Annotated in this window: 28 protein-coding genes; 14 read left to right on the plus strand and 14 right to left on the minus strand. The window is 65.3% G+C overall.

Annotated elements, in window-relative coordinates; translation table 11 throughout:
* Positions 1-55: 55 nt before the first annotated feature.
* On the minus strand, positions 56-1,702 hold the full coding sequence (locus NS6_RS23675) for an acyl-CoA synthetase (protein WP_068045477.1): 1,647 nt from the start codon (positions 1,700-1,702) through the stop codon (positions 56-58).
* 62 nt (positions 1,703-1,764) lie between these two features.
* On the opposite strand from NS6_RS23675, the gene NS6_RS23680 reads away from it, so the two are divergent.
* Complete coding sequence (locus NS6_RS23680; protein ID WP_068045480.1) at positions 1,765-2,547, plus strand: crotonase/enoyl-CoA hydratase family protein; 783 nt, start codon at positions 1,765-1,767, stop codon at positions 2,545-2,547.
* Between the two features lie 103 nt (positions 2,548-2,650).
* Here the strand turns inward: NS6_RS23680 and NS6_RS23685 are convergent, their stop codons facing one another.
* On the minus strand, positions 2,651-3,058 hold the full coding sequence (locus tag NS6_RS23685; protein WP_068045483.1) for a VOC family protein: 408 nt from the start codon (positions 3,056-3,058) through the stop codon (positions 2,651-2,653).
* A 506-nt stretch (positions 3,059-3,564) separates the two neighbouring features.
* On the opposite strand from NS6_RS23685, the gene NS6_RS23690 reads away from it, so the two are divergent.
* The 3 genes from NS6_RS23690 (at position 3,565) to NS6_RS23695 (ending at position 5,165) form a co-directional block, all read left to right on the plus strand.
* Positions 3,565-4,569 (plus strand): sigma-70 family RNA polymerase sigma factor, encoded by a 1,005-nt coding sequence (locus NS6_RS23690; RefSeq protein WP_068045486.1) that lies wholly within the window; start codon positions 3,565-3,567, stop codon positions 4,567-4,569.
* Positions 4,570-4,645: 76 nt separating this feature from the next.
* Complete coding sequence (locus tag NS6_RS36010; RefSeq protein WP_084471349.1) at positions 4,646-4,867, plus strand: FitA-like ribbon-helix-helix domain-containing protein; 222 nt, start codon at positions 4,646-4,648, stop codon at positions 4,865-4,867.
* A 52-nt stretch (positions 4,868-4,919) separates the two neighbouring features.
* On the plus strand, positions 4,920-5,165 hold the full coding sequence (locus NS6_RS23695) for a PIN domain-containing protein (protein WP_068045489.1): 246 nt from the start codon (positions 4,920-4,922) through the stop codon (positions 5,163-5,165).
* 140 nt (positions 5,166-5,305) lie between these two features.
* Here NS6_RS23695 and NS6_RS23700 read toward each other — a convergent pair whose 3' ends face one another.
* From NS6_RS23700 to NS6_RS23720, 5 genes are all read right to left on the minus strand, one after another.
* Positions 5,306-5,797, minus strand: coding sequence for a hypothetical protein (locus NS6_RS23700; protein WP_157112912.1), 492 nt, complete (start codon positions 5,795-5,797; stop codon positions 5,306-5,308).
* 166 nt (positions 5,798-5,963) lie between these two features.
* Complete coding sequence (locus NS6_RS23705) at positions 5,964-6,485, minus strand: hypothetical protein (protein WP_068045494.1); 522 nt, start codon at positions 6,483-6,485, stop codon at positions 5,964-5,966.
* Positions 6,482-6,724 (minus strand): hypothetical protein, encoded by a 243-nt coding sequence (locus NS6_RS23710; RefSeq protein WP_068045497.1) that lies wholly within the window; start codon positions 6,722-6,724, stop codon positions 6,482-6,484. Before NS6_RS23710 ends, NS6_RS23705 begins: the two co-directional genes overlap by 4 nt.
* Positions 6,725-6,893: 169 nt before the next feature.
* Positions 6,894-7,100 carry a DUF397 domain-containing protein gene (locus tag NS6_RS23715; protein WP_068045501.1) on the minus strand — a complete coding sequence of 69 codons (207 nt, stop codon included), beginning with the start codon at positions 7,098-7,100 and terminating at the stop codon, positions 6,894-6,896.
* The gene (locus tag NS6_RS23720) at positions 7,097-7,975 is read right to left on the minus strand and encodes a helix-turn-helix domain-containing protein (protein WP_068045504.1); all 879 of its coding nucleotides are present in this window, start codon (positions 7,973-7,975) and stop codon (positions 7,097-7,099) included. The genes NS6_RS23715 and NS6_RS23720 overlap by 4 nt, the downstream gene beginning before the upstream one ends.
* Positions 7,976-8,382: 407 nt before the next feature.
* On the opposite strand from NS6_RS23720, the gene NS6_RS23725 reads away from it, so the two are divergent.
* Positions 8,383-8,625, plus strand: a complete 243-nt coding sequence (locus tag NS6_RS23725; RefSeq protein WP_157112913.1) for a hypothetical protein — start codon at positions 8,383-8,385, stop codon at positions 8,623-8,625.
* Positions 8,615-9,070 carry a hypothetical protein gene (locus NS6_RS23730; protein WP_068045508.1) on the plus strand — a complete coding sequence of 152 codons (456 nt, stop codon included), beginning with the start codon at positions 8,615-8,617 and terminating at the stop codon, positions 9,068-9,070. The genes NS6_RS23725 and NS6_RS23730 overlap by 11 nt, the downstream gene beginning before the upstream one ends.
* 86 nt (positions 9,071-9,156) lie before the next feature.
* Here NS6_RS23730 and NS6_RS23735 read toward each other — a convergent pair whose 3' ends face one another.
* From NS6_RS23735 to NS6_RS35485, 5 genes are all read right to left on the minus strand, one after another.
* A complete protein-coding gene (locus tag NS6_RS23735) occupies positions 9,157-9,936 on the minus strand; it encodes an ESX secretion-associated protein EspG (RefSeq protein ID WP_068045511.1) in 780 nt (259 codons plus the stop codon).
* A gap of 177 nt (positions 9,937-10,113) precedes the next feature.
* Positions 10,114-11,298 (minus strand): WXG100 family type VII secretion target, encoded by a 1,185-nt coding sequence (locus tag NS6_RS23740; RefSeq protein WP_084471350.1) that lies wholly within the window; start codon positions 11,296-11,298, stop codon positions 10,114-10,116.
* On the minus strand, positions 11,295-11,747 hold the full coding sequence (locus tag NS6_RS23745) for a hypothetical protein (RefSeq protein ID WP_068045514.1): 453 nt from the start codon (positions 11,745-11,747) through the stop codon (positions 11,295-11,297). Before NS6_RS23745 ends, NS6_RS23740 begins: the two co-directional genes overlap by 4 nt.
* A gap of 45 nt (positions 11,748-11,792) precedes the next feature.
* Positions 11,793-12,368: a DUF3558 domain-containing protein gene (locus NS6_RS23750; protein ID WP_168443491.1), complete on the minus strand. Its 576-nt coding sequence runs from the start codon at positions 12,366-12,368 to the stop codon at positions 11,793-11,795.
* A gap of 220 nt (positions 12,369-12,588) precedes the next feature.
* A complete protein-coding gene (locus tag NS6_RS35485; protein ID WP_210747211.1) occupies positions 12,589-12,717 on the minus strand; it encodes a helicase associated domain-containing protein in 129 nt (42 codons plus the stop codon).
* 172 nt (positions 12,718-12,889) lie between these two features.
* Here NS6_RS35485 and NS6_RS36485 point away from each other — a divergent pair, with 172 nt between their 5' ends.
* Both NS6_RS36485 and NS6_RS23755 read left to right on the plus strand, forming a co-directional pair.
* Positions 12,890-13,075: a DUF2510 domain-containing protein gene (locus tag NS6_RS36485; RefSeq protein WP_084471351.1), complete on the plus strand. Its 186-nt coding sequence runs from the start codon at positions 12,890-12,892 to the stop codon at positions 13,073-13,075.
* 64 nt (positions 13,076-13,139) lie between these two features.
* On the plus strand, positions 13,140-14,231 hold the full coding sequence (locus NS6_RS23755) for a Fic family protein (RefSeq protein WP_068045519.1): 1,092 nt from the start codon (positions 13,140-13,142) through the stop codon (positions 14,229-14,231).
* A 161-nt stretch (positions 14,232-14,392) separates the two neighbouring features.
* On the opposite strand, the gene NS6_RS23760 is transcribed toward NS6_RS23755, so the two are convergent.
* Entirely contained in the window at positions 14,393-15,433 is a 1,041-nt protein-coding gene (locus NS6_RS23760) for an LLM class F420-dependent oxidoreductase (protein WP_068045522.1), read from the minus strand.
* Between the two features lie 61 nt (positions 15,434-15,494).
* Here NS6_RS23760 and NS6_RS23765 point away from each other — a divergent pair, with 61 nt between their 5' ends.
* The 5 genes from NS6_RS23765 to NS6_RS23785 are packed head-to-tail and all read left to right on the plus strand — an operon-like array spanning position 15,495 to position 20,103.
* A complete protein-coding gene (locus NS6_RS23765) occupies positions 15,495-16,508 on the plus strand; it encodes a Zn-ribbon domain-containing OB-fold protein (protein WP_371859354.1) in 1,014 nt (337 codons plus the stop codon).
* Between the two features lie 13 nt (positions 16,509-16,521).
* Entirely contained in the window at positions 16,522-17,589 is a 1,068-nt protein-coding gene (locus tag NS6_RS23770; RefSeq protein ID WP_245669482.1) for a thiolase family protein, read from the plus strand.
* Complete coding sequence (locus tag NS6_RS23775) at positions 17,586-18,752, plus strand: thiolase family protein (RefSeq protein WP_068045527.1); 1,167 nt, start codon at positions 17,586-17,588, stop codon at positions 18,750-18,752. The genes NS6_RS23770 and NS6_RS23775 overlap by 4 nt, the downstream gene beginning before the upstream one ends.
* 2 nt (positions 18,753-18,754) lie before the next feature.
* Entirely contained in the window at positions 18,755-19,630 is an 876-nt protein-coding gene (locus NS6_RS23780) for a TIGR03619 family F420-dependent LLM class oxidoreductase (protein ID WP_068045854.1), read from the plus strand.
* A gap of 56 nt (positions 19,631-19,686) precedes the next feature.
* Positions 19,687-20,103 carry a nuclear transport factor 2 family protein gene (locus NS6_RS23785; RefSeq protein WP_068045531.1) on the plus strand — a complete coding sequence of 139 codons (417 nt, stop codon included), beginning with the start codon at positions 19,687-19,689 and terminating at the stop codon, positions 20,101-20,103.
* Positions 20,104-20,393: 290 nt separating this feature from the next.
* On the opposite strand, the gene NS6_RS23790 is transcribed toward NS6_RS23785, so the two are convergent.
* On the minus strand, positions 20,394-21,650 hold the full coding sequence (locus NS6_RS23790) for a cytochrome P450 (RefSeq protein WP_068045534.1): 1,257 nt from the start codon (positions 21,648-21,650) through the stop codon (positions 20,394-20,396).
* Positions 21,651-21,808: 158 nt separating this feature from the next.
* Between NS6_RS23790 and NS6_RS23795 the strand changes: the two genes are divergently transcribed.
* Positions 21,809-22,972: a steroid 3-ketoacyl-CoA thiolase gene (locus NS6_RS23795; RefSeq protein ID WP_068045536.1), complete on the plus strand. Its 1,164-nt coding sequence runs from the start codon at positions 21,809-21,811 to the stop codon at positions 22,970-22,972.
* The last annotated feature ends 101 nt before the right edge of the window (positions 22,973-23,073 follow it).

Below are 23,073 nucleotides of genomic sequence, written 5' to 3' on the forward strand. Positions count from 1 at the left end.
TGTCATGAGACGAGGGGCTGCCCCATCCATGCGGCAGCCCCTCGAGTCGTCCGAACTACGACGAGCTACCCGCCTGGGAATGCTCGTCCGCGTCGCGCTCCTCGGTGTACGCCTTGGCCCACTTGTAGTCGGGCTTACCGGCCGGGGACCGCTTGATCTCGTCGACGAACCACAGGCTGCGTGGCATCTTGTAGGAAGAGATCTCCTGGGTCAGGACCGGGCGCAGCTCCTCTAGGGTGGGCCGCTTATCGCTGCGGCACTGCACCACGGCCGCCACCCGCTGACCCCAGCGATCGTCGGGAACACCGACCACCAGCACATCGAAGATCTCGGGGTGGCATTTCAGCGCGCCCTCGACCTCTTCGGGGTAGATCTTCTCGCCGCCGCTGTTGATGCTCACCGAGCCGCGGCCCAGCATCGTGACGGAGCCGTCTTCCTCGACCCGTGCGTAATCGCCGGGAATCGAGTACCGGACGCCGTTGAACTCCTTGAACGTCGCCGCGGTCTTGACCGGGTCGTTGTAGTAACCGACCGGGATATGTCCTTTACGAGCCAGCAGACCGACCTGCCCGGAACCGGGCGGCACCGGGTTGCCGTCGTCGTCGATCACCGCGGTGGACGCGTCGATCTTCACCCGCGGCCCACCCGTGTGCGTAGCGCCCTTGGCGGCGATGGAGATACCGCCGAACCCGGTCTCCGACGAGCCGATCGAATCGGTGATGACCGTATTCGGGAGCAGCTCGAGGTAGCGATCCTTGAGCGATGGCGAGAACAGCGCCGCACTGCTCGCCATGGCCCACAGAGTGGTGTGCGCGTAGGGCTCACCCTTTTCCGGGTGGCCGGTCTCGAGCGCGTCCAGCATCGGCCGGGCCATGGCATCGCCGGTGATAAATATCATGTTGATGCCGTGTGCGTCGACGGCCTGCCACACGGTGTGGGCGTCGAATTCCGGGATCATGATGGTCTTACCGCCGTCGAACAGACCGTGGAAGACGGCGGTCTGCGAACCACCGTGGATCATCGGCGGGATCGGGTACCGCACCATCTGGCCGCCGGCCGCGCCGTTCTTGGCCTGCTGCCATTCGTCCTGCACGTATTCGCCGGTCATGAAGTTGATTCCGCCGCCGAGCACACGCCACCAGTCCTCGTGCCGCCACATGACGCCCTTCGGCATCCCGGTGGTGCCGCCGGTGTAGAGCATGAAGATGTCATCGTTGGAACGGTCGCCGAAGTCGCGTTCGCCGGACGATTCCGCCAGGGCCGCTTCGTAATCCACCGAGCCTTCGGCGGTGGCGGCATCGGTGCCGTCGTCGACCACGAGCACGGTCTTCAACTCCTGCACCTTCGACCGGACATTGGCCACCTTGTCGGTGTAGCGGCGCTCGTGGATCAGCGCCACCATGTCCGAATTTTCGAAGATGTACTGCAACTCGTTCTCGACGTAACGGAAGTTGACATTGACCATCACTGCCCGCGCTTTGAAGACCGCCAGCATCGACTCGACGGCTTCGATGGTGTTGCGCGAGTAGATGCCGACCTTGTCGCCCGGCTGCACTCCGTGTTCCAGCAGGTAGTGCGCCAGCCTGTTGGCGCGGTCCTCCAGTTGGGCAAAGGTCTCCGAGCGGTGGTCGTCAGCCAGCGCAACCCGGTCCGGCACGAGATCGATTGTGTGTTCGACGAGGTCGGCTATGTTGTACGTCACAAGGTCAAAAATAGAACGTGTTACTGTTTCTGGCAAGGGTCCGAGTAACAGGAGAAACAACGATGCCTCAATGCCTCGTCGAGAAGCGCGGCCACGTCCTCATCGTCACCATGAACCGCCCCGAGGCCCGTAACGCACTCTCGGGCGAAATGATGGCGATCATGCGCGACGCCTGGGATCAGGTCGACAACGATCCGGAGATCCGGGTCGCGATCCTGACCGGGGCCGGCGGCGCGTTCTGCGCGGGCGCCGATCTCAAGGGTATGACCCAGCAGCACCCCGGGGACTCGTTTGCCGGCGGCGGCTGGGACCTGTCCAAGATCGAGGCACTGCTCAAGGGCCGCCGCCTCACCAAACCGCTCATCGCGGCTGTCGAGGGGGCTGCCATCGCCGGCGGCACCGAGATCCTGCAAGGCACCGATATCCGGGTCGCCGCCGAGAGCGCCAAGTTCGGCGTCTCCGAGGCGCGCTGGGGCCTGTTCCCGCTGGGCGGCTCCGCGGTCCGGCTGGTCCGCCAGGTCCCGTACACCGTGGCCGCCGACATCCTGTTGACAGGCCGGCATCTCAGCGCCGCGGAGGCCAAGGAGATCGGCCTCGTCGGCCATGTCGTCCCGGACGGCCAGGCTCTGGACAAGGCCCTCGAACTGGCCGACCTGATCGCCGCCAACGGCCCGCTCGCGGTGCAGGCGATCCTGCAGACCATCCGGGATACCGAAGCCATGCCCGAGGAAGAGGCGTTCCAGATCGACGCCAAGCTCGGCATGGCGGTCTTCCAGTCCGCGGACGCGAAAGAAGGCCCGAAGGCATTCAAGGAGAAGCGCAAGCCCACCTTCAGCGGAAAGTGAACTTGCAGGTTCACGCATAGCCGCCGCCCGGTGCGGCCGGCGAGACAGCAGAAATGTCCCGGTCGACAGCTGTCGACCGGGACATTTCTTCCGCTACGCGCTGTTATTCGGCGCCGGGGTAGTTCATGTAGAAGGGCTCCCACTGGTGTCCGTCCGGGTCCAGGAAGGTGCGGCCGTGCATCCCGACCTGCGCTTCCTGCGCCTGCTTATCGGTATTGACCTCTTCGGTACCACCGGCGGCGACGGCCGCATCGGTGAGCCGGTCCACCTCATCGGCACTGCCGAGCGATAGCGCATAAGCGGCTCCGGTGGCGGCCTTGGTGTCGGCGATCGGCCGCTTGCTGAACACCCCGAAATGGTCGTGGGTGAGCAGCATCAGACAGATATTGTCGTCGACGACGATGCAGGCGGCATTCTCGTCGGTGAAATCGTCGTTCACCTTCCAGCCCAGCGATTCGTAGAAACTCTTGGAACGCACCAGGTCGGTCACGGGCAAATTCACGAAAATCATTTTGCTGCTCACGGTTTCGGTCCTTTCGAAATGGCGGTTCGGTCTCCGGCCGGCTTATGGATAGAGACGGCACCCGCTTCGGAAAGTCATCGGCGCCCAACGGAAACTTTTCAGCGCGTCCGGGAACCCCCGCCGATCTCCGGAACCCGGGCGGACCGCGCTCTCCACTCCACCCGGCAGCCCACGCATCCGAGGGGCCGCCGGGCACCGGCTCGAGGGCTGCCTCGCGTCTACAGGGGTGGACGACGACCGGCCGCGAATGGTTTCCGGCCCGCAAGCCACTTCAGCGAGGCAACTCGCGGCCGGACGGCCCGTCGCACCGCCGCAGGAAGCGCGAGACCGGCAGTTTCGCGGCGCAACCACCGAACCGGGATACCGCCGGACCCGAGCCTCGACGGGGGACACACATGTGGCGGTTGTGCCTGACGGGACTGCAGTGGCGCACCTGTGAACAGGCTTTTTCATCCTCTGCTCACATGTCGGGGGCTTGTGTCAAAGTGACACCCATGAGCGAGCAGACCGGCACGATCGACGCCGACGTACTGAGATCCTTCGAATCACATCGGCGTGAGCTCTGCGCCTACGCCTACCGCATGCTGGGTTCGTCCTTCGAGGCCGAGGATGCCGTCCAGGACGCCTTCACCCGCGCCTGGAAGTCCTACGACTCGTTCGAGGGCCGGTCCAGTCTGCGCTCCTGGCTCTACAAGATCACCACCAATATCTGCCTGGATATGCTCGACGGGCCGCAGCGCCGGGCCCGGCCGATGGACCTGTCCGGCCCCGGCACTCCTGATCACCCACTCGGCCCGCCGAAACCGGATTATGTCTGGGTCGAACCCATCCCGAACTCGCTCGCCTTCGGAGCCGACCCGGCCGATCACGCCAGCGCCAAGGACAGCCTGCGCCTCGCCTTCGTCGCCGCCTGCCAGCATCTGCCCGCCACCCAGCGCGCCATCCTGATCATGCGCGAGGTGCTGCGTTTCTCGGCCAACGAAACCGCCGAAGCACTCACCATGAGCACCGCATCGGTGAACAGCGCCCTACAGCGCGCCCGCGCCACCATGAGCAAGGTCAAACCGGCCGACACCGACAGCTACGACGAAACCGATACCGACCAGCGCAAACTGATCAACGATTTCGTCACCGCCTTCGAGTCCTACGATATGGACGCGCTCACCGCACTGCTGAAAACCGATGTGGCGCTGTCCATGCCCCCGTTCGATCTCTGGATCTCCGGCCCGGAGAATGTGGCTGCCTTCATGCTCGGCACCGGCGCCGCCTGCCGCAATTCCCGGCTGGTCCCACTGGGAGGCGCCAACGGCCATCCGGCCTTCGGCCACTACAAGCCGAGCGGCGAACCCGGCCGCTGGGTGCCCTGGTCGGTGACAGTGCTGGAAATGCAGGACGGCGTGATCGCGGGCCTGAATTTCTTCCTCGATACCGAACGGCTTTTCCCGCTGTTCGATCTGCCGCCGGAATGGACGGAGGAACCGGCCGGCGAACCGGCCTGAGAATGCTCGGTCCCGCGGTATCGATCGCCGGCCCCGGCGGTGACAACTCGACGCAATCATTGATTGCATTGATTGCATGGCAACAATAACCATCCGCGACCTGGACAGCGACGTAAAGGAACACCTGCGCCGACGAGCCGCCGCACACGGACGAACCATGGAAGCCGAAGCCCGAGCCATACTTGCCGCGGCAGTACGTCCGAAACGGCTATTGCACGAGCTCTATGAGCGCAGTCGGCCCTACGCCGCCGAGCTGGACATCCCGGAGCAGCCCGAAGCCGGGGCAGCACAGCTGTGATCATCGCCGATGCAACCGTGGTGTCGGAGCTGTTCATACTGGCCTGGCCACATTGGCGACGGAACTGTTCGACGAATTCGGCGACGAGGTCGAGGCCTACGATTTCCGTGCGGCTCGTATCTACGGTCGAATTCTCGCCGAACGCCGTCGCCGAGGCCGGCCGATCGGATACGCGGACGCACAGATTGCCGCGATCTGCCTCGCCAACGACTGCCCGGTGGCGACCCGCAACGTCAAGGACTTCACCGATCTAGGTCTCGACATCATCAATCCTTGGGAAACGACCGGACCGCACTGAGTCGGTGCCGAACGGCCATACTCGTGTCGGCCCGACACCGAACGCCCTGCACCACCGTCGCCGGTCGTTTCCGTCCAAATGACCAGCAACCTACCGTCCAAATGACCAGCACCCACCGTCCGGAGGATCACTCGCTTCGTTTACGACCCCGCCGTCCTGTTCTGCTGCGCGCGGAGGTCATCCAATTCCGCGGCGAATTCCGGGTGGGCGGCCGACACGATCAGACTTGTCCGGTTTTCGTTCAGCCGGGCCTGCAGTATCGGCCGCGTGTAGCTGAATGCGCCCCGCGCGGCCATGAGCAGCACAGCACTGGTAGACGCAAGGAACGAAGTCAGTTGGAGGAGCGCCACCGTGTTGTCGTCGATGGCGAGCGAGCGAAACCAGTCCGGCGCGACTATCGGGGCGAATGGCAGAATCAGGATCAGCATCGCGACTCCGACGAGCACACGGCCCGTCCAGCGAAAGAACCGCATATGACGCAGGCACGACGGGCAACAGGGCCATTCCGCGGTAACCATCGCATCAGCGGCAGGGGCTCGGAAGGCATTCACCAACGAGCCGCGGCCGGGGGCGTCGACTACGTCATGGATGAAGGTCAATTGCTGGGATTCCGGATCGGGCTCGGCGAACATCGCTTCGACCGGTAGTCGTTCCGCCACTTCGAATCCGTGCCGACTGCACAGATCCGGTAGTGATTCGGCCACCACGAAGACCGACGGACTTCTGTCAGTCCTGCCGCCGTATACCCGATCGGGACGGATCGCGATTGCCACCGGCCCCCGGCTGGCCATGCTCACTTCACTCCAGCCAGCCGCGGCGTTGTCGTTCCTGGAAGTACAGGTCGTCCTCGTCCGGTTCGTCGGGGGTGACGACAATATCGCGCCACGATTTCTTCGGATCGCGTACCGGTTCGGCTTTGTGGGAACGGGACGCTTCCGGGGCATTCCCCGCCGAATCGCTTGACGGACGGTCAGCTACATCTACCGGTGGTGTTTGCTGTGTTTCAGCGACCGTGGACTCCGTGCTCAGCCGGTCGAGATCGGCCTGGCCCTGCTCGGCAAGTCGCTCACGCTCGGCGGCGGGTGTTTCGGCAGCCCAGCGGATCGCCGCCGGGGCCACATTATCGAGAATACGGTTGAAAGCCGGGTTGTTCATCAGTTCGCGCGCACTCGATCGGCCACTGGCGATATCGCTGATCTGATTCTTCAGGTCCGGATCCGAAGAATGCTGGGCCAATACCCGAAGGGCGCGAGTGGCCTGCTGGGAGAGCGCCTTGTCGCCGTGCGCGACGTCCAATATTGGTTGCTCCGGGTTATTCATGCCGTGATTGCTCCGGGATGGTCATAACCCTCGGCAGCTGTGATGCCGGGTATCTCAGGGAATTCGACGACGGCATTCATACCTGCCTCCACTGCCCCAAGGATCCCTTCGGAGGCTGCGAACCACATGCCGAACTGGCCGTGCAGAGTGATCCCATGTTTGATTACGCCGAGCGCGCGGAGTGCCGCCGCCGCCTGCATGCACTGCCCCCCTCCCATAGTGCCGAACCAGTGAACCATGAGCGTTCGATACGGACAACCTCGCGATACACCGGGGGCTTACCGAGAAGCCCGCTGCCGGAAGTCGGTCACCGCTCGATTCAACCGAAACGAAGCTGCCCGGCCGAGCCTCGTCGGGCCGAACCCGAAGTCGGCACCCCCGTGTTCGGCTCCACCGCCCAGTAGTGGGCTACGGCCGGTCGAACCGGCCGGAACGGGCACTCGCAGTGAAGGCTTCCCAAGCCGCAGGGGTGAAGGACAACGCCGAGCCGCCACGATCCTTGGAATCGCGCACACCTACTGCATCGCCGTCGATAAACGCCACCTCGACGCACTCTTGGCTGCCGCCGCTGTAACTGCTCTTGAACCACCGGGTTTCGGATAGATCAGTGCTCACCCTGCGAACTCCCTTGCCCTCTCACGAAGCAATTTCCTGCTCTCCTGCTCGTCCAACGCTACCCGCCGCAGGCTCGTATGCGCAGTGCGATACCGGTGGAGAAGTTCTGGATCATCGAAGTACATCGCCCCTGTGTAACCCTCCGCGTACACCACCGGCGGCTCTGCTGACTCTCCCGTGGACCCCGGTGGGAAATCAAGGATGATGAACGGTCCGGTCAGGTCGCCGAACGGAAGCCCCGCAGCGAAGGGAAGAATGCGGACCGAAACATTCGGACGAGTTCCCGTGTCCGCAAGATGCCGAAGCTGGGCTGCCATGATGCGGTGGCTACCGATAACCCTGTACAGGGCTGATTCGTCCAGGATGACATCGATCGGCAGCGGTCTCGACTTCTTGGTTATCTGAACCTGACGCCGTACCCGCATCTCAACCCGTCGAACGATCTCACTATCAGGTTCGGTGGGATGAGCCAGCCGGGTCAATGTCCGCGCGTAATCGGGGATCTGGAGCAGGCCCGGCACGAGTTCAGCGAAGTATGCCAGTTTCACGGCCCCCGCTTCCAGGCCCATGTATACGTCGAATTTCAGCGGGATCAAGTCGCCGAACTGATGCCACCAATTCTTGGAATTTCCTTGCTGAGCAAGGCCTTTCAATGCTACTGCGGTAGTTTCGTCGGCACCGCACACCCGGCAGATGGCGTCGATATCCCAGAGCCGGATACGTTCGGCCGTCCCCGTTTCCAGCCGTTGCACCGTGGTCGCCCCGCGCTCGATACGCCGGGCCAGTTCCGCGATCGTCAGCCCCGCCCCCTGCCGTAGCTCTCGCAGGTATCGCCCGACTTGGCGACGCGGGAGAGTCGAGCCGATATCTGCCATGACAACCTGCTTCCCCGGATCACGCCCTCGAATTCGGTCTGAAGAAACTCATCGGACTGTGCGCCCGCGGCGCCGTCGTCAGCCGATGCCCGGCACCTTACCCGCGGAAATAACACCGCCTCACAGAGAATCGTGCCGAATCTGCCCGACGCTCCCGGTGGAGAACAAACGCCGAGTCGATATCCAGAATTCGACCCCGTTCTCTCTGGATACGACCACCCGGATCTACGGATGACTGCCGAGCGACCACCGGATCACGTCCTCGGCCTGCGGATCGATTCGATCGGATCATCCGCATCGGCGCTGAATCCGCGAATCCATCCGCTCTACTGAGTCGGCCAGAACAGCACGGCCCCAAGCGAATCGACCGACGATCGGAGGCACCGATGCCGCCTATCCACACCGAAATGTCCCAGACCGGGGCAACCGCGCTACCGCAGCGCAAGAGACCGAGCCGCGCGGCAACGGGGGCGGCGGCGTGGCTGTGGCGGGCGGCCGAATGCGCCGATCTCGACGTTCTCGAACGAGTTGCCCGCGGCCTACGCGATCTCGACACCGGCAGCGGACCCGCGATTCGCACCCAATACGAAATCGACGGGGTCATCGCCCGATACCGCGCGACCCACCCCGAGGCGCGATATGGCCGTTGACACCTGCGATCTGCACACCGAACCCTGGGTCCCGCTGACCGCGCTCGATATCGCCCGCCGCGACGACAGCGAACTCATCATCCGATGCCCCGAGTCGCTGCACTGCCTGCGCGGTGCACTGGTCACCGGTGGGCGGATCGCACCACATTTCCGGAATGTCGCCGGTCTGTGCCCATGGATCGGGGTCGGGGTACGGGACACCGCACCCCCATGTGGATGCACGCCGTTCATCACCACCCGGCAACTCCGTATCGTGACGCGTCCCGGCGCGACACCATGGGGGCCGATCGCCTCGATCGCCTGCCCCGGCGGATGCCGGGAATTCGCACCGATCCAGGCCGGCCGGATCGCCCCACACGGATACCGCCCCTGCCCTTGGACCGGTATCCGCCTGGTCGACCAGGGTCTGCATCCACCGCTACTGTGCGCCCAGGACTATCGGTGAGCCTCATGCGAGCGGGAGACAGTCCCCGAGCCACCGACCGGCGCACCGGCGAACGCACCTGGCGCGCGCCCGGCCCCGACCGGCGGTCAGTAGGCCGCGTCGTCCGCCATCTCACGCAGTGTTCGCTGAGCCTGTTCGATCCATCCGGCGAACACGGCGGTGAATCCCTGCGCGGTCGCGGGCCGGAGCTCGAGATGGGTGCGGTTACGTTGTTCCAGGTAACGGCCGTCGCTGGTGATATCGAACCATTGCAGGGCACGGTGCCGGTTGTGGGCTGCGTGGAAATTGCCGAGTCGCAGGATCGCGTGCCCGCCGCCGTCCGCGGGGCGACGGGCGAGCTGCGAGAATTGCCGGCGCGGGTTTCGCGGGTCGGTGTCGGGGACGTAGCCGGTGGGCGCGGCGGGCTTCACATCCCCGAGATCGAAGGTGACAGGCTTGTCCCGGCCGGGTTCACACGGTGGAAGGGCGGCGGCGAGCGCGGCGGGAAGCTGGTCGGCGCGCACCAACTGGGCACGGATATCGCTATCGGTACCGTGCACCGCCGTCTGGCTGAGCACGGCGGCGTGCGCGTGAGTGCGGGCGCCTACGAGACGCAGGTCCTTGCGGGTGCTGCCGTCGCCGCCGCGGTGTTTCACCGAGCCGCACAGGATCTCGATACGCATATCGCAGTGCGCGAGGGTGTGCACGAGCAGGGCGATCCGCTCCCGTTCCTCGGCGTCGTGGGCTGCGCGGACGGCGTCGCGGTGCGCGTCGAATCCGTCGAGGGTAGGGAACCGGCTGCGGTAGCGCAGGGGTGCGGGCATGCGGTCGTTGCCTTCGCTGAACCAGTGCGCGGCGAAGGTATCCGGTTCCCAGGTCCAGGCCATGTGGGTGAAATCCGTTCCGGTAGAGCGTTATCGGGTGGTCGCCGGTCGCGGGTACGCGGTGCCGAAGGGGCGGCACCCGGTAAGTGCGGGAAGCGAGGTATTGCGGTCGCGCGTTCAACGCACCGACCGGCGGGCGGGTCCGGCGGTGGTGCGGGCGGTTCCGGGCGGACCGGCCGGTCAGGAACTGGGAGGCCCTTCGGCGGGCTGCGCGGCGGGGATATCCGCGCCCAGCACACCACCGGGAATCGTCCGCGGTTCCTCCCCGAGGAGTTCGTGGGTGTTCTCCTCGTTGATCAGGTAATCGGGGGTCTGCCGGTCATGTTCGTCGCCTCCCGATCCACCGCGCCCGGCGCCCGGTGCACCCATCATCGGCATTCCGCCACGAGCCGCCGACGAACCGGACGGCGCACCGGCAGCGGAGGCGGGCAGCGCACCGGGCATACCACTGGGCGTACCCGGCACCGTCCGGCCCGGTACAGGCGCGGCCGGAGTACCGGACGGACCGCCGGGCGCACCAGGCGTTCCGGACGGCATCCCGGGGGCACCCGGCGGTGCACCGGTTGTGGTCGACGCAGGGGTCACCGCGGGGCTCCCGGTGGTGCTCGGCACGGTGGGTTCCGGTGTGGTGGCTGCGGTATCGGTCGACGCGGGCTCGCCGGTCGTCGTCTCCGCACTGGCCGGTTGTTGTTCGCCGGGCTGTTCATCCAGGGGCTCCTGCCCCGGTGCCTCCGAGCCGGCCGGATTGCCCGCGGGGGAAGTCCCTGGGCCACCGGGGCCGGTACCACCCGGAACTCCTGGATCACCTGTGCCGGGCTGCTCCACTGCCACCGGGTCCTTCGGCTGCGGCAACACTGGGACCTGGGCGTCCGCCGCGGCCATACCGGCGCCGTAGGTGTTGGTGACATGCACCCGTGCATTCTGTTCGGCTTCCGACACCCCACCGTCACCGTCGAACCAGTCCCCGGGGTTCCACCAACTCTGCGCATCATGCTTGACCGGCGGCATACCGTTCTTGGTGTTCAACACCGCATTCGCCGCATCGTCGACCCGGTTCGCCAAACCCTGCAACGCCAGCGACAGGTTCGTGGCATCGGTCGCGTAATCGTTGACCGCCTGCCGGGCAGCCTCCCCCGCCGGGCCATCCCACGCCGATTGACTCGAACGCCGGATCCGGGCGGCGAACGTGGTGATGTCGTCTTCCCAACCGTCCGCGATCTTCGCGTAGTCGTCGCTCGCGGCGGAAGCCTCCGTGGGCGTCATATCGTCGAAGGCTCGGATGATCTCGGTATGCGAATGCGCCGCGAGATTATCTCGCGCGCCCTGCTTATCGATCTGCGGCTGTTCGTAGCCGATGTCACTCACTGCTGCCCCTGAAATCCCTGCGGCGCCGACGCCATGACCTCGTTGTAGCGCGAGGCGAACTCGCTGTCGGTGTCCAGATAGCGCTGCGCGATCACCCGATGCAACTCCTGAATACCGTCGATGATCTGGTAGTGACGTTCCAGAATGGCGTGCACGCTGTTGCCGGATTCATCACCCATGGCTTTGTCACGGAACCGCTGGACCAGGACTTTTCCCGACCGGGGCCACGTCGCCGGGTCCTCACCCAAACCCCACAGTTCGCGGTTCGCAATCCCCTTCGCGATGCCCTGGTAAACGCGGATCCTGTCTTTCATCGCCGCGCAGTCTCGGTCCATGTAGACGAACTCTTCGGCGTTCACCCGGATATCGTCGCTGAACGACATCGACAACTGGCCCTCACGGGCCGCATCGATCTGACTCTGAAAGGGACGTTTACCATCGTCCGCCATGGCCCACCCCTGTCGTGGTGCTCGAATACATCATTGCCACTCCCCCTACGCGTCCGCCGGAACCAGCGGCAGCACCTTCTCCGCCAATCGCGTCGCGATGTCACACGGATCCTGATCCCCGGTCAAACGGCCAGACGGCGGATTGTCCACCAGGAACTCCAAGCTTCCCCCCACCAGCTCCACGTTCACGGTGCAATCGCTCGATGTCGCCCCATTGGGCTGAGTGAAGATGACTGGTCGCTCGTGCACGACGGCTGCCCGCGTACCTGGAACTGCTTTATCACGGACCATGTCGATCGTCAGGTTCGTTGCACTGATGGTGGCGCTGTACCCGTCGGACACCACCCAGATGCAACCGTTCCACGCGATATCGCCACGCCGCATCTCGTCCTTGTCCGGTTCGCTGCCCGCGGCGTGTAGGCCTTCCGTATCCAAAACCGACTGGGGGATGTCTACACACGGGTCGAACTTGTCCGGTATCTCCGGCGCCACAGACTGCCCCGCCACCGAGGTATCCGAAGGCTCAGCGCTGCCCTCAGCAGATGTCTGGCATCCCGTCGCCACCAGGACGACACTCGCCCCGGCCACCACCGCATACGCCGATCTACGCCAGATGCCCAATTCGTTCCCCTGCGCCGATCTCGGAACTGGTACCGCAGGATTGGACCGGCTCCTCCGCCCCCGCGAGCTTGCAGCGACGGTATCGGACATTTGACCACGTGCGCAACCAGAACCAGCCCTTACCGGCCTCCCGTTCCGGAGCCACTCCACGGACTTGGAACCGAGCGAAGCTTTCCTCTATTCGGCGGGAACCATCCTGGAATCTCTCGGAGTGAGACCCTCAGCCCATACCGAGCTCGTCGAGCGCGGCGATCTGTTGCGTGCCGAGCCAGAAACCGAGCGCGAATCCCTCCTTCGTGCGGTACTGCGGTACTCGCGCTGCGCCGCGCTCCCGACGGTGGGCCGCCACCGCGGCGTCCCATCGCCCCAACGGTGGGCGTGGAGCTGTCGAACCGACCGTCGACGACACTGCCTCGAATCACGCTGTTGCTATGTAGGTTTCGTAGTCCATCGATATACTTGTCCGGCACGGCACTCAGCTGTCGAGCTGAGTCGCACCGCCATTGACAGGCAGGGGGACCATGAACTCCACTCCACCGGCAGGCTGGTATCCGGACCCGGACAACAACCACCTCAGCAGGTACTGGAACGGCACGGAGTGGACCGTCGATCGCAGACCTGCCGCCCCCGACGGTGGTCGCCCCGGGCAGGAGACCGCCTCCAGAGCGAAAGTTCCGTTGTTCGAGCATATCGGCGATGCCAGATAGCCGATCGACAAAATATCGGTAGCTCAATGTCGGTTTATCAGTAATCTATCGGTAGACTAGGTGCGTGTTCGAACCCAACTTCGGGATCAATCCCGCGACCGCGACGGCGTTGATGGCGATCGAGGCCGACCGCCAGGTGATCATGGAGTTGCCGATCAATATCGATGTCCTTGCCGGCCTCCGCGAGACAGCAAAGCTCGCGGCAACCCACTACTCCACCCAGATCGAGGGCAACCGACTGACGCAGGCGCAGGTAGTCGAAGCGCTGGCAGGCACCCATTTTCCTGGGCGAGAACGCGACGAGGCCGAGGTCCGCAACTACTACAAGGCCCTCGAGCACATCGAATCCATCGTAGCAGCGAACAGCCCGATCAGCGAAACCGAGTTCCGGCGCGTACACGGGCTCGTGATGCACGGTAGGCGGACACCTACTCCCTACCGCGACGGCCAGAATGTCATCCGTGAGGCCGCGACCGGCAAGGTCGTCTATCTGCCGCCGGAAGCGGGGGACGTCGCCGTTCTGATGGCGGACCTGTTCGACTGGATCAACTCCCAGATGGCTACCCGTGAACTCCCGGCCCCACTGATTGCCGCGCTCACGCACTACCAGTACGCGACTATCCATCCGTATTACGACGGCAATGGACGGACGGCCCGGCTACTCACAACCCTCGTGCTGCACCGCGCAGGCTACGGCCTCAAAGGAATCTACTCGCTCGACGAGCACTACGCCCGGAACCTGTCCCAGTACTACGCTGCCCTCACCGTCGGCCCTTCGCACAACTACTACCTCGGCCGCGTCGAAGCCGATCTGACCGGCTTCCTCGAATTCTTCTGCGACAGCATGGCGGCCGCATTGAGTTCGGTTCGAGCCCGCGCAACCGATACCGTCACCACCCCCACCGCCCGGCACACCGATGACGCGGCAGTCCTGCGTACTCTCGACCCTCGCCAACGCCGGGTGCTCGAACTGTTCCGCACCAGCGTGGTGATCACGGGCCCCGAAATTGCTACGCACCTGGGCATTTCACCGCGTACCGCGAACCTGCTGGCGCGCGAATGGCTCGAGGCCGACTTCCTAGAAATCGAAGACCCGGCCCGCCGAACCCGTAAGTACCGGTTGTCTCCGCACTATGAACGGCTCGTCCGCCCGTAAGCGACCGTCCGGGCGGTGGCCGATCCTGTCAGAAGACGGTAGTTCGCTCCACTGTCAAGAAATCACCACATCCGAACAGGCTGGTTCGGATGTGGCGATTTCGCCACACGCTCCCCACAGGCGCGCACAGCGGGTAGCGTGGGGCGATTTCTGAAACAAGTTCACCCGGCGTCGAGCAGTGGAGCCACACGCTTCAGTTGATCTACGTCGGGCACCGAGACCAGCAGCATGGTGACACCCGAGGCTTCCCACACACCGATCTGCTCGCGGACTTGCGCCTCGTTGCCGATGATCGCCGTCTCCAGCACCAGTTCGTCGGGGACGGCGGCCGCCGCCTCGGCTTTCTTGCCCGCCTGGAACAGCGTGCCGATCTCGTCGACTTCCTTCTCATAGCCCATCCGGCGATACACCTGGGCGTGGAAGTTGAGTTCAGGCGCGCCCATGCCGCCGATGTACAGCGAGGTGATCCAGCGCATCCGTTCGATCTCGGCGGCGATATCGTCGGTGATGATGACCTGGGCGGTGGCCGCGATTTCGAAGTCTTCCCGCGAACGCCGGGCACCCGGGCGGGCGAAGCCTTCGTCGAGCCATTCGTTGTATACGCCGGCCATGCGGGGCGTGTAGTAGATCGCGAGCCAGCCGTCGGCGATCTCGGCGGTGAGCGCCACGTTCTTCGGGCCTTCGGCGCCCAGCCAGATCGGCAGATCCGCACGTAGCGGGTGGGTTATCGGCTTGAGCGGTTTGCCCAGGCCCGTGGCGCCCGCACCGCTGTAGGGCAGCGGGTAGTTCGGCCCGTCGTTGGTCACCGGCCCGTTTCGGGCGAGCACCTTGCGCACGATATCGACGTATTCGCGGGTGCGCTGCAACGGTTTGGCAAACGGCTGCCCGTACCAGCCTTCCACCACCTGAGGACCGGATACGCCGAGCCCGAGAATGGCCCGGCCGCCGCTGAGATGGTCGAGGGTCAGCGCGTGCATGGCCGTGGCCGTGGGGGTGCGTGCGGACAGCTGCACCACCGAGGTGCCCAGCCTTACCCGTTCGGTTGCCGAACCCCACCAGGCCAGCGGGGTGAAGGCGTCCGATCCCCAGGATTCGGCGGCGAACACCGCGTCGAACCCGGCTTCCTCCGCGGCCACCACGACCTCCGCGGCGTGTTGCGGCGGCGCGGCGCCCCAGTACCCGAGCTGCAATCCGAACTTCACAACCGACCCCTTTCCGGCCTACTGCTTGCCAGCAGAATAAGAACCTGTTCTACTCGATATCGTGACTCATGGGAATACTCCACCCACGGTAATTACGCAGGAACGCCCGCCGGGACTGAAACCGGGCGATGTGCTCAGTGCGCCCCTGCGAATGGAGTTCGACTACACGCGCTCCGTGGGACCCATCATCGGCAAGTTCCTCACCGGTCTGCGCGAGCGGCGCATCTTCGGGAACCGGGGTTCGGACGGCCGGGTGCTGGTACCACCGGCCGAATTCGACCCGGTGACTTCCGAACCGCTGTCGGAATTCGTGGAGGTCGCGACCACCGGCACGGTCAAATCCTGGACCTGGGTCCGTGATGTGCTGCCGGGCCAGCCCTTCGACCGGCCGTTCGCCTATGCGCTGATCCAGCTCGACGGCGCCGACACCGCGCTCTTGCACGCGGTGGACGTGCGGAGCCCGGAGCAGATCAGCACCGGTATGCAGGTCACCGTTCGCTGGGCCGAAGAGCTCACCGGAACGATCCACGACATCGCCTGTTTCGAACCCGGCGACGCCCCGACGGCGGAGCCGGCGGCGGCCTCGGACGCCGAACCGGTCACGATGATCACCACCCCGATCGGGATGGACTACAAGCACACCGCCTCCCCCGAGGAGTCCGCGTTCCTGCGCGGCCTGAAGGAGGGCAAGCTGATCGGCGGCCGTGCCGACGCGAACAGCAAGGTGTATTTCCCGCCGCGCGGTGTCGACCCGGTCGACGGAAGGTCCACCGCGGACATGGTGGAACTGGCCGAGTCCGGCACCGTCACCACCTTCTGCGTCGTGAACGTGCCGTTCATGGGCCAGCGGCTCAAACCGCCCTACGTGGCCGCGTATGTGCTGCTCGACGGCGCGGATATCCCCTTCCTGCATCTTGTTCTCGGTATCGATGCCGACAAGGTACGGATGGGTATGCGGGTCAAGGTGGTCTGGAAGCCGCGCGAGGAGTGGGGCCACACCATGGCCAATATCGACCACTTCGAGCCGACCGGCGAGCCGGATGCCGATTACGACACCTACAAGCATCACCTGTGAGAGGGCTCCCCGCGTGACCATCACCGAGCGTTCCAACGATAACGCCACCGAGATCGCCGTCGTCGGCTTCGCGCACGCACCGCATGTGCCGGAGACCTATGGCACCACCAACGGTGTGGAGATGCTGGTGCCCTGTTTCCAGCAGCTCTACGACCAGCTGGGCATCACCAAATCCGATATCGGCTTCTGGTGCTCCGGATCATCGGATTACCTGGCCGGCCGGTCCTTCTCGTTCATCTCCGCGATCGACTCGATCGGCGCCGTCCCGCCGATCAACGAATCCCATGTGGAGATGGACGCCGCCTGGGCCCTGTACGAGGCGTGGGTGAAAATCCGCTCCGGACAGGTACAGACCGCCCTGGTCTACGGCTTCGGGAAATCCTCCGCGAGCACCCTGCGCAGGGTCCTCACCACCCAGCTCGACCCCTACCTGGTCGCTCCGCTGTGGCCGGATTCGCTGGCCGTCGCCGGGTTGCAGGCCCGAGCCGGGCTCGACGCCGGACGCTGGACCGAACGCGATATGGCCGCCGTCTCGGCCGCACACACCGTCGACGGTAAATCGGTCGACGATCTGCTCGCCGCGCCCTACGTCGCCGACCCCCTGCGCGAACACGACTGTGCCCCCATCACCGATGGTGCCGCCGCGATCGTGCTCGCCGCCGGCGACCGCGCCCGCGAACTGTGCGAACGTCCCGCGTGGATCACCGGGATGTCGCATCGGATCGATTCCAGCGTGCTCGGCGCCCGCGATCTGACAGTCTCCCCCTCGGCGGCCACCGCCGGGCAGGCAGTGACGAACGGCGATACCAGCGGTATCGACGTGGCCGAACTGCACGCACCCTTCAGCCACCAGCAGCTCATCCTCGCCGAGGCGCTGGGACTGAAACCGGAGACCAAGGTCAATCCGAACGGTGGCGCATTGGCCGCCAACCCCATGTTCGCCACCGGGCTGGAACGCATCGGCTACGCCGCGCTGCCCATCATGGCGGGCACCGCCGAGCGCACGCTGGCGCACGCCACCAGCGGCCCGGCCCTGCAACAGAACCTTGTGACAGTCCTGGATTCGGAGGCCCGCCGATGAGTTTCCCCGCCGCGGTGCTGGGCACCGGACAAACCCACCACGTCGCCAAACGCGGCGATGTATCGATGGCCGGGATGTGCCGGGAGGCGATCGACCGAGCGCTGGCCGACTCCGGCCTGACCATGGCCGATATCGACGCCATCGTGATCGGCAAGGCCCCGGACATGTTCGAGGGCATGATGATGCCCGAGCTGTACCTGGCGGATGCGCTGGGCGCGCCCGGAAAACCGCTGCTGCGCGTGCACACCGCCGGTTCGGTCGGCGGCTCCACCGCATGCGTGGCCGCCAGTATGGTGCAGGGCGGTGTGCACGAGAAGGTGCTCGCCATCGCCTGGGAGAAGCAGTCGGAATCGAACGCCATGTGGGCGCTGTCGATTCCGGTGCCGTTCACGATGCCGGTGGGCGCGGGTGCGGGGGGCTACTTCGCGCCCCATGTGCGGTCCTATATCCGCCGGGCGAACGCGCCGCTGCATGTGGGCGCGATGGTTGCCGCGAAGGATCGCCGCAACGGGGCCAAGAACCCGCACGCCCATCTCAAGCAGGGCAACAAGACCATGGAAGAGGTCCTCGCCTCGCAGGTGCTGTGGGATCCCATCCGGTTCGACGAAACCTGTCCCTCCTCCGATGGTGCCTGTGCCGTGGTGATCGGCGGCGAGGAATCGGCCACCGCGGTGGAGGCGTCCGGTAAGAAGGTCGGCTGGATCCACGCCACCGCGATGCGCACCGAACCGCTGGCCTACGCCGGCCGCGACCAGGTGAGCCCGCAGGCCGGGCAGGAAGCGGCCAAGGCTCTCTGGGCGCAGGCCGGGATCACCGACCCGCTGGCCGAGATCGACGCCGCCGAAATCTATGTGCCCTTCTCCTGGTTCGAGCCGATGTGGCTGGAGAACCTCGGTTTCGCCGCCCCCGGCGACGGCTGGAAACTCACCGACAAAGGGGAAACCGAAATCGGCGGCACGCTGCCGGTGAACCCGTCCGGCGGGGTGCTCTCGTCCAACCCGATCGGCGCGTCCGGCATGATCCGCTTCGCCGAAGCGGCAAAGCAGGTGATGGGCCGCGCCGGCGACTACCAGGTCGAGAATGCCCGCAAGGCGCTGGGTCACGCTTACGGTGGTGGCTCGCAGTACTTCTCGATGTGGGTCGTCGGATCGGAACGCCGATGACGCTGAAATTCAGCCTCGGGGTCGCGCTCAGCCCGCTGGAACAACTGCCCGAACTGGCGAGAACGGCGGAGGAGGTCGGGTTCAGCTCGATCGCACTGCCGGATTCGCTGTTCTATATGAAATCCCAGGCGGCGAAGTATCCGTACACCCCGGACGGCGCCCGCTTCTGGGGCCCCGACACCCCGTGGGTGGATCCGCTGATCGCCGCGACCGCCATGGCCGCCGTGACCACCAGGCTCCGCTTCTACACCAATGTGCTCAAACTGGGTTCCCGGAATCCGCTGCTGCTGGCCCGCCAGGTCGGGTCGGTTGCGAATCTTTCCGGTAACCGGTTCGGCTTCGGTGTGGGAATCGGCTGGGCGCCGGAGGAATTCGAGTGGTGCGGGGTGCCGTATGCGCGCCGCGGCGCCCGGGTCGACGAGATGATCGAGGTCATCAAGAAGGTCCTCGAGGGCGGCATGACCGAATATCACGGTGAGTTCTTCGATTTCGATGAGCTGCAGATGAGCCCGGCACCGAGCGAGCCGGTGCCGTTCTACATCGGCGGCCATACCGAGGTGGCGTTGCGCCGTGCGGCCCGGGTGGGCGACGGTTGGACGTCGGCGATGATGAAGTTCGACGATCTGCAGACCACCATCGCCCGGCTCGGCGAGCTACGCGCCGAACACGACCGCGCCGACGTGCCGTTCGAGATCCAGGCGGTCTGCGTGGACAAGTTCGGCCGCGACGGCTACCAGGAGCAGTACGACGCCGGCGTCACCGACGCGATCGTGATCCCCTGGCTGGCCGCCGGTATCGGATTCGACGGGGATATCGAGGCGAAGAAGGACGCGCTGCGCACATTCGCCCAAGAGAACATCCAGAACCCGATCACCTGAGCGTTGCCGCCACCCGCTGGGGTGGCGGCAACACAGGCTTGCCGAGAGGAAAACTCATGAGCAGCGACGAACATCCCGCACGGACGGCCGGACTGGCCTCACAGGCCGCAGTACGCGCCCGGGACAAGGATGCTTGGCTCGCGCTGTTCGCCCCGGACGGGATCGTGGAGGACCCGATCGGACCCTCCGGTTTCGACCCCGAAGGCAAGGGCCATCGTGGCCCCGCGGCGATTGCGGCCTTCTGGGACAAGGCGATCGCGGGAACCGATTCGATCGAGTTCCTTTTCGGCGATTCCTTCGCCTGCGGCGCGGAGATCGCGTTCACCGGCACGATTCGCAGCACCATCGGCGGGCATCGCATCGACGCCGAGGGTGTTTTCACGTACAAGGTGGACGACTCCGGGAAGATTCTCGCCCTGCGCGCGTTCTGGGAAGTAGATCGCGCGATGGCCACGGCCACCCCGGTCGGCTGATCGGCTCCGGGCTGCCCCTCACGGCCCGCCTGCCGATCAGCTTCTGTACCGGACCGGCCCCGCACTCCCTCAGGGGTGCGGGGCCGGTTCGTGTCGCCTGCCCGAACTTGCCATGTGGTTCGGCCCGGCACGCCCCCCGGGCCGCCGGCAAAGCTTCGGCCCCGCACCCTGTGGATGCGGGGCCGAACTGTGGGCCGCGCCGCCGCCACAACGGCGCGGTGCACACTCGATTCCGGTTGCGGGCCCCGGACACCAGCTGTCCCCGGGGCCGGAGGCCTGCTCCGCCGAGCTCAGCTCGCGGTCTGCCCCGTCACCGGGCAGGTCTTGTAGTCGACCTGGAATTCCTTGATCCCGTTCAACCAGCCGGAGCGCAGCCGCCGCGGATCACCCAGTTGGGAGATATCGGGCATATGGTCGGCGATCGCGTTGAAGATCAGGTCGATCTCCAGCTTGGCCAGGTTGGCGCCGATGCAGTAGTGCGCCCCGGTACCGCCGAAGGCCACATGCTGGTTGTCCTCGCGCGTGATGTCGAACTTCATCGGGTTCTCGAAGACATCTTCGTCGAAGTTCGCCGCCCGGTACACCATCAGTACCCGCTGGCCCTTCTTGATCTGGACACCGTTGAGTTCGGTGTCCTCGAGGGCGGTGCGCTGGAAGGTGGTGATCGGGCTGGCCCAGCGGATGATCTCGTCGGCCGTGGTCTTGGGGCGTTCCTTCTTGTAGAGCTCCCACTGATCCGGGTTCTCCAGGAAGGCGATCATGCCGTGCGTGATGGCGTTGCGGGTGGTTTCGTTACCCGCGACCGCCAGCAGCATCACAAAAAATCCGAATTCCTCGGATTTGAGGGCTTCACCGTCGATATCGGCCTCGACCAGGGTGGTGACGATATCGTTGGCCGGGCAGGCCTTGCGCGCCTCGGCCATCGCATAGGCGTAGCCGAGCAGTTCGGTGGAGGCCTGCACCGGGTCCACATCGATTTCCGGATCGTCGTAACCGGTCATCTCGTTGGACCAGGTGAACACCTTCATCCGGTCTTCCTGCGGTACGCCGATCAGTTCGGCGATCGCCTGCAGGGGCAGTTCGCAGGCGATCTGGGTGACGAAATCGCCGGACCCGGCCTCGGCAGCGGCCTTGACGATGGCCTCGGTGCGCTTCGACAGCTCGTCCCGCAGCGAGTTGATCGCGCGCGGGGTGAAGCCACGCGAGATGATCTTGCGCATCCGGGTGTGCTCGGGCGGGTCCATGTTCAGCAGAATGAAACGCTGCAGTTCGATCTGCTCGCGCTCGATATCGTCGTTGAACCGCGGCAGCGCGGTGTTCTCGAAGGTCGAGAACACATCACTGCGCCGCGAGACCTCCTTGATGTCGGCATGCTTGGTGACGACCCAGAAGCCGTCGTCGTGGAAACCACCGACCTCGGGCGATTTCTCCTGCCACCAGATCGGCGCGGTACGGCGGAGTTCGGCGAACTCCTCGATCGGTACCCGCTGCATGTACATATCGGGGTCCGTGACATCGAACCCCTCCGGCAGGTTCGGCCGGCCCATGCGCGTATCCACCACCAGATGTCTCCTTCGACAAACTGAAACACGTTCTACAATCATTGAAGCACAGGCGTAAGAACGAGGAAAGAAACCGGACTGAACTTACCTCCACCAATGTGCGGAACACGTTCCAGTTTTCTGTCCGAAACGAAAGGTTCAAGATGGGCACACCCGTTATCGTCGAGGCAGCTCGCACCCCCATCGGCAAGCGCAACGGCTGGCTCTCCGGGCTCCACGCGGCCGAGATCCTCGGTCTCGCCCAGCGCGGACTGCTCGATCGCGCCCACCTCGACCCCGCCAAGGTCGAGCAGATCATCGGCGGCTGCGTCACCCAGGCCGGGGCCCAGTCCAACAACATCACCCGGACCGCCTGGCTCGCCGCGGGCCTGCCCTGGCAGATCGGCGCCACGACCATCGACGCCCAATGCGGTTCGGCTCAACAGGCCAACCATCTCATCGCCGGGCTGATCGCCACCGATGCCATCGATATCGGGGTCGCATGCGGTGTCGAGGCGATGAGCCAGGTGCCGCTGGGCGCCAATGTCGGCGAGCAGGCAGGCCCGCGGCGCCCCGCTTCCTGGGATATCGATATGCCCAACCAGTTCGAGGCGGCCGAGCGGATCGCCAAACGGCGCGGCATCACTCGCGAAGACATCGACGCACTCGGCGTCCGATCGCAGCGGCTGGCCGCCCAGGCATGGTCCGAGGGCCGCTTCGACCGCGAGGTACTGACGATCACGGCCCCGGTCGTCGACAAAGAGGGCAATCCGACCGGCGAGAAGCAGGAAGTGAGCCGAGACCAGGGGCTGCGGGAGACCACTGCGGAAAGCCTGGCGAAGCTGAAGCCCGTGCTGGAGGGCGGTATCCACACCGCCGGCACCTCCTCGCAGATCTCCGACGGCGCCGCGGCGGTCCTGCTCATGGACGAGAAGGCCGCCGAACGCGAGGGCCTGCGGCCACGAGCCCGGGTGGTGACCCAGTGCCTCGTGGGTGCGGAGCCGGAGTTCCACCTCGACGGGCCGGTGCAGGCGTGCAGCCGGCTGCTCGAACGCTCCGGGATGAGCATCGACGATATTGATCTTTTCGAGATCAATGAGGCTTTCGCCTCTGTCGCATTGTCGTGGGCACAGGTACACAAGCCGGATTTCGACCGGGTAAATGTGAACGGCGGAGCGATCGCGCTGGGCCATCCGGTCGGCTCGACGGGGTCCCGGCTGATCACCACCGCCCTGCACGAACTCGAGCGATCCGATCGCAGCACTGCAATGGTTCTCATGTGCGCCGGTGGCGCACTCGCGACGGGAACGATCATCGAACGGCTGTGACGGCCCGGCGAATTCGCCGACGATGATCCAGCGGATCCGGGGCGTTAGTCCCCCTTCACAGGCAAGGGCCCCGGATCTCGGTAAATTCCACACGTAGGTTG

The organism is Nocardia speluncae NBRC 108251, from assembly GCF_001613245.1.
Lineage (GTDB): Bacteria > Actinomycetota > Actinomycetes > Mycobacteriales > Mycobacteriaceae > Nocardia > Nocardia speluncae.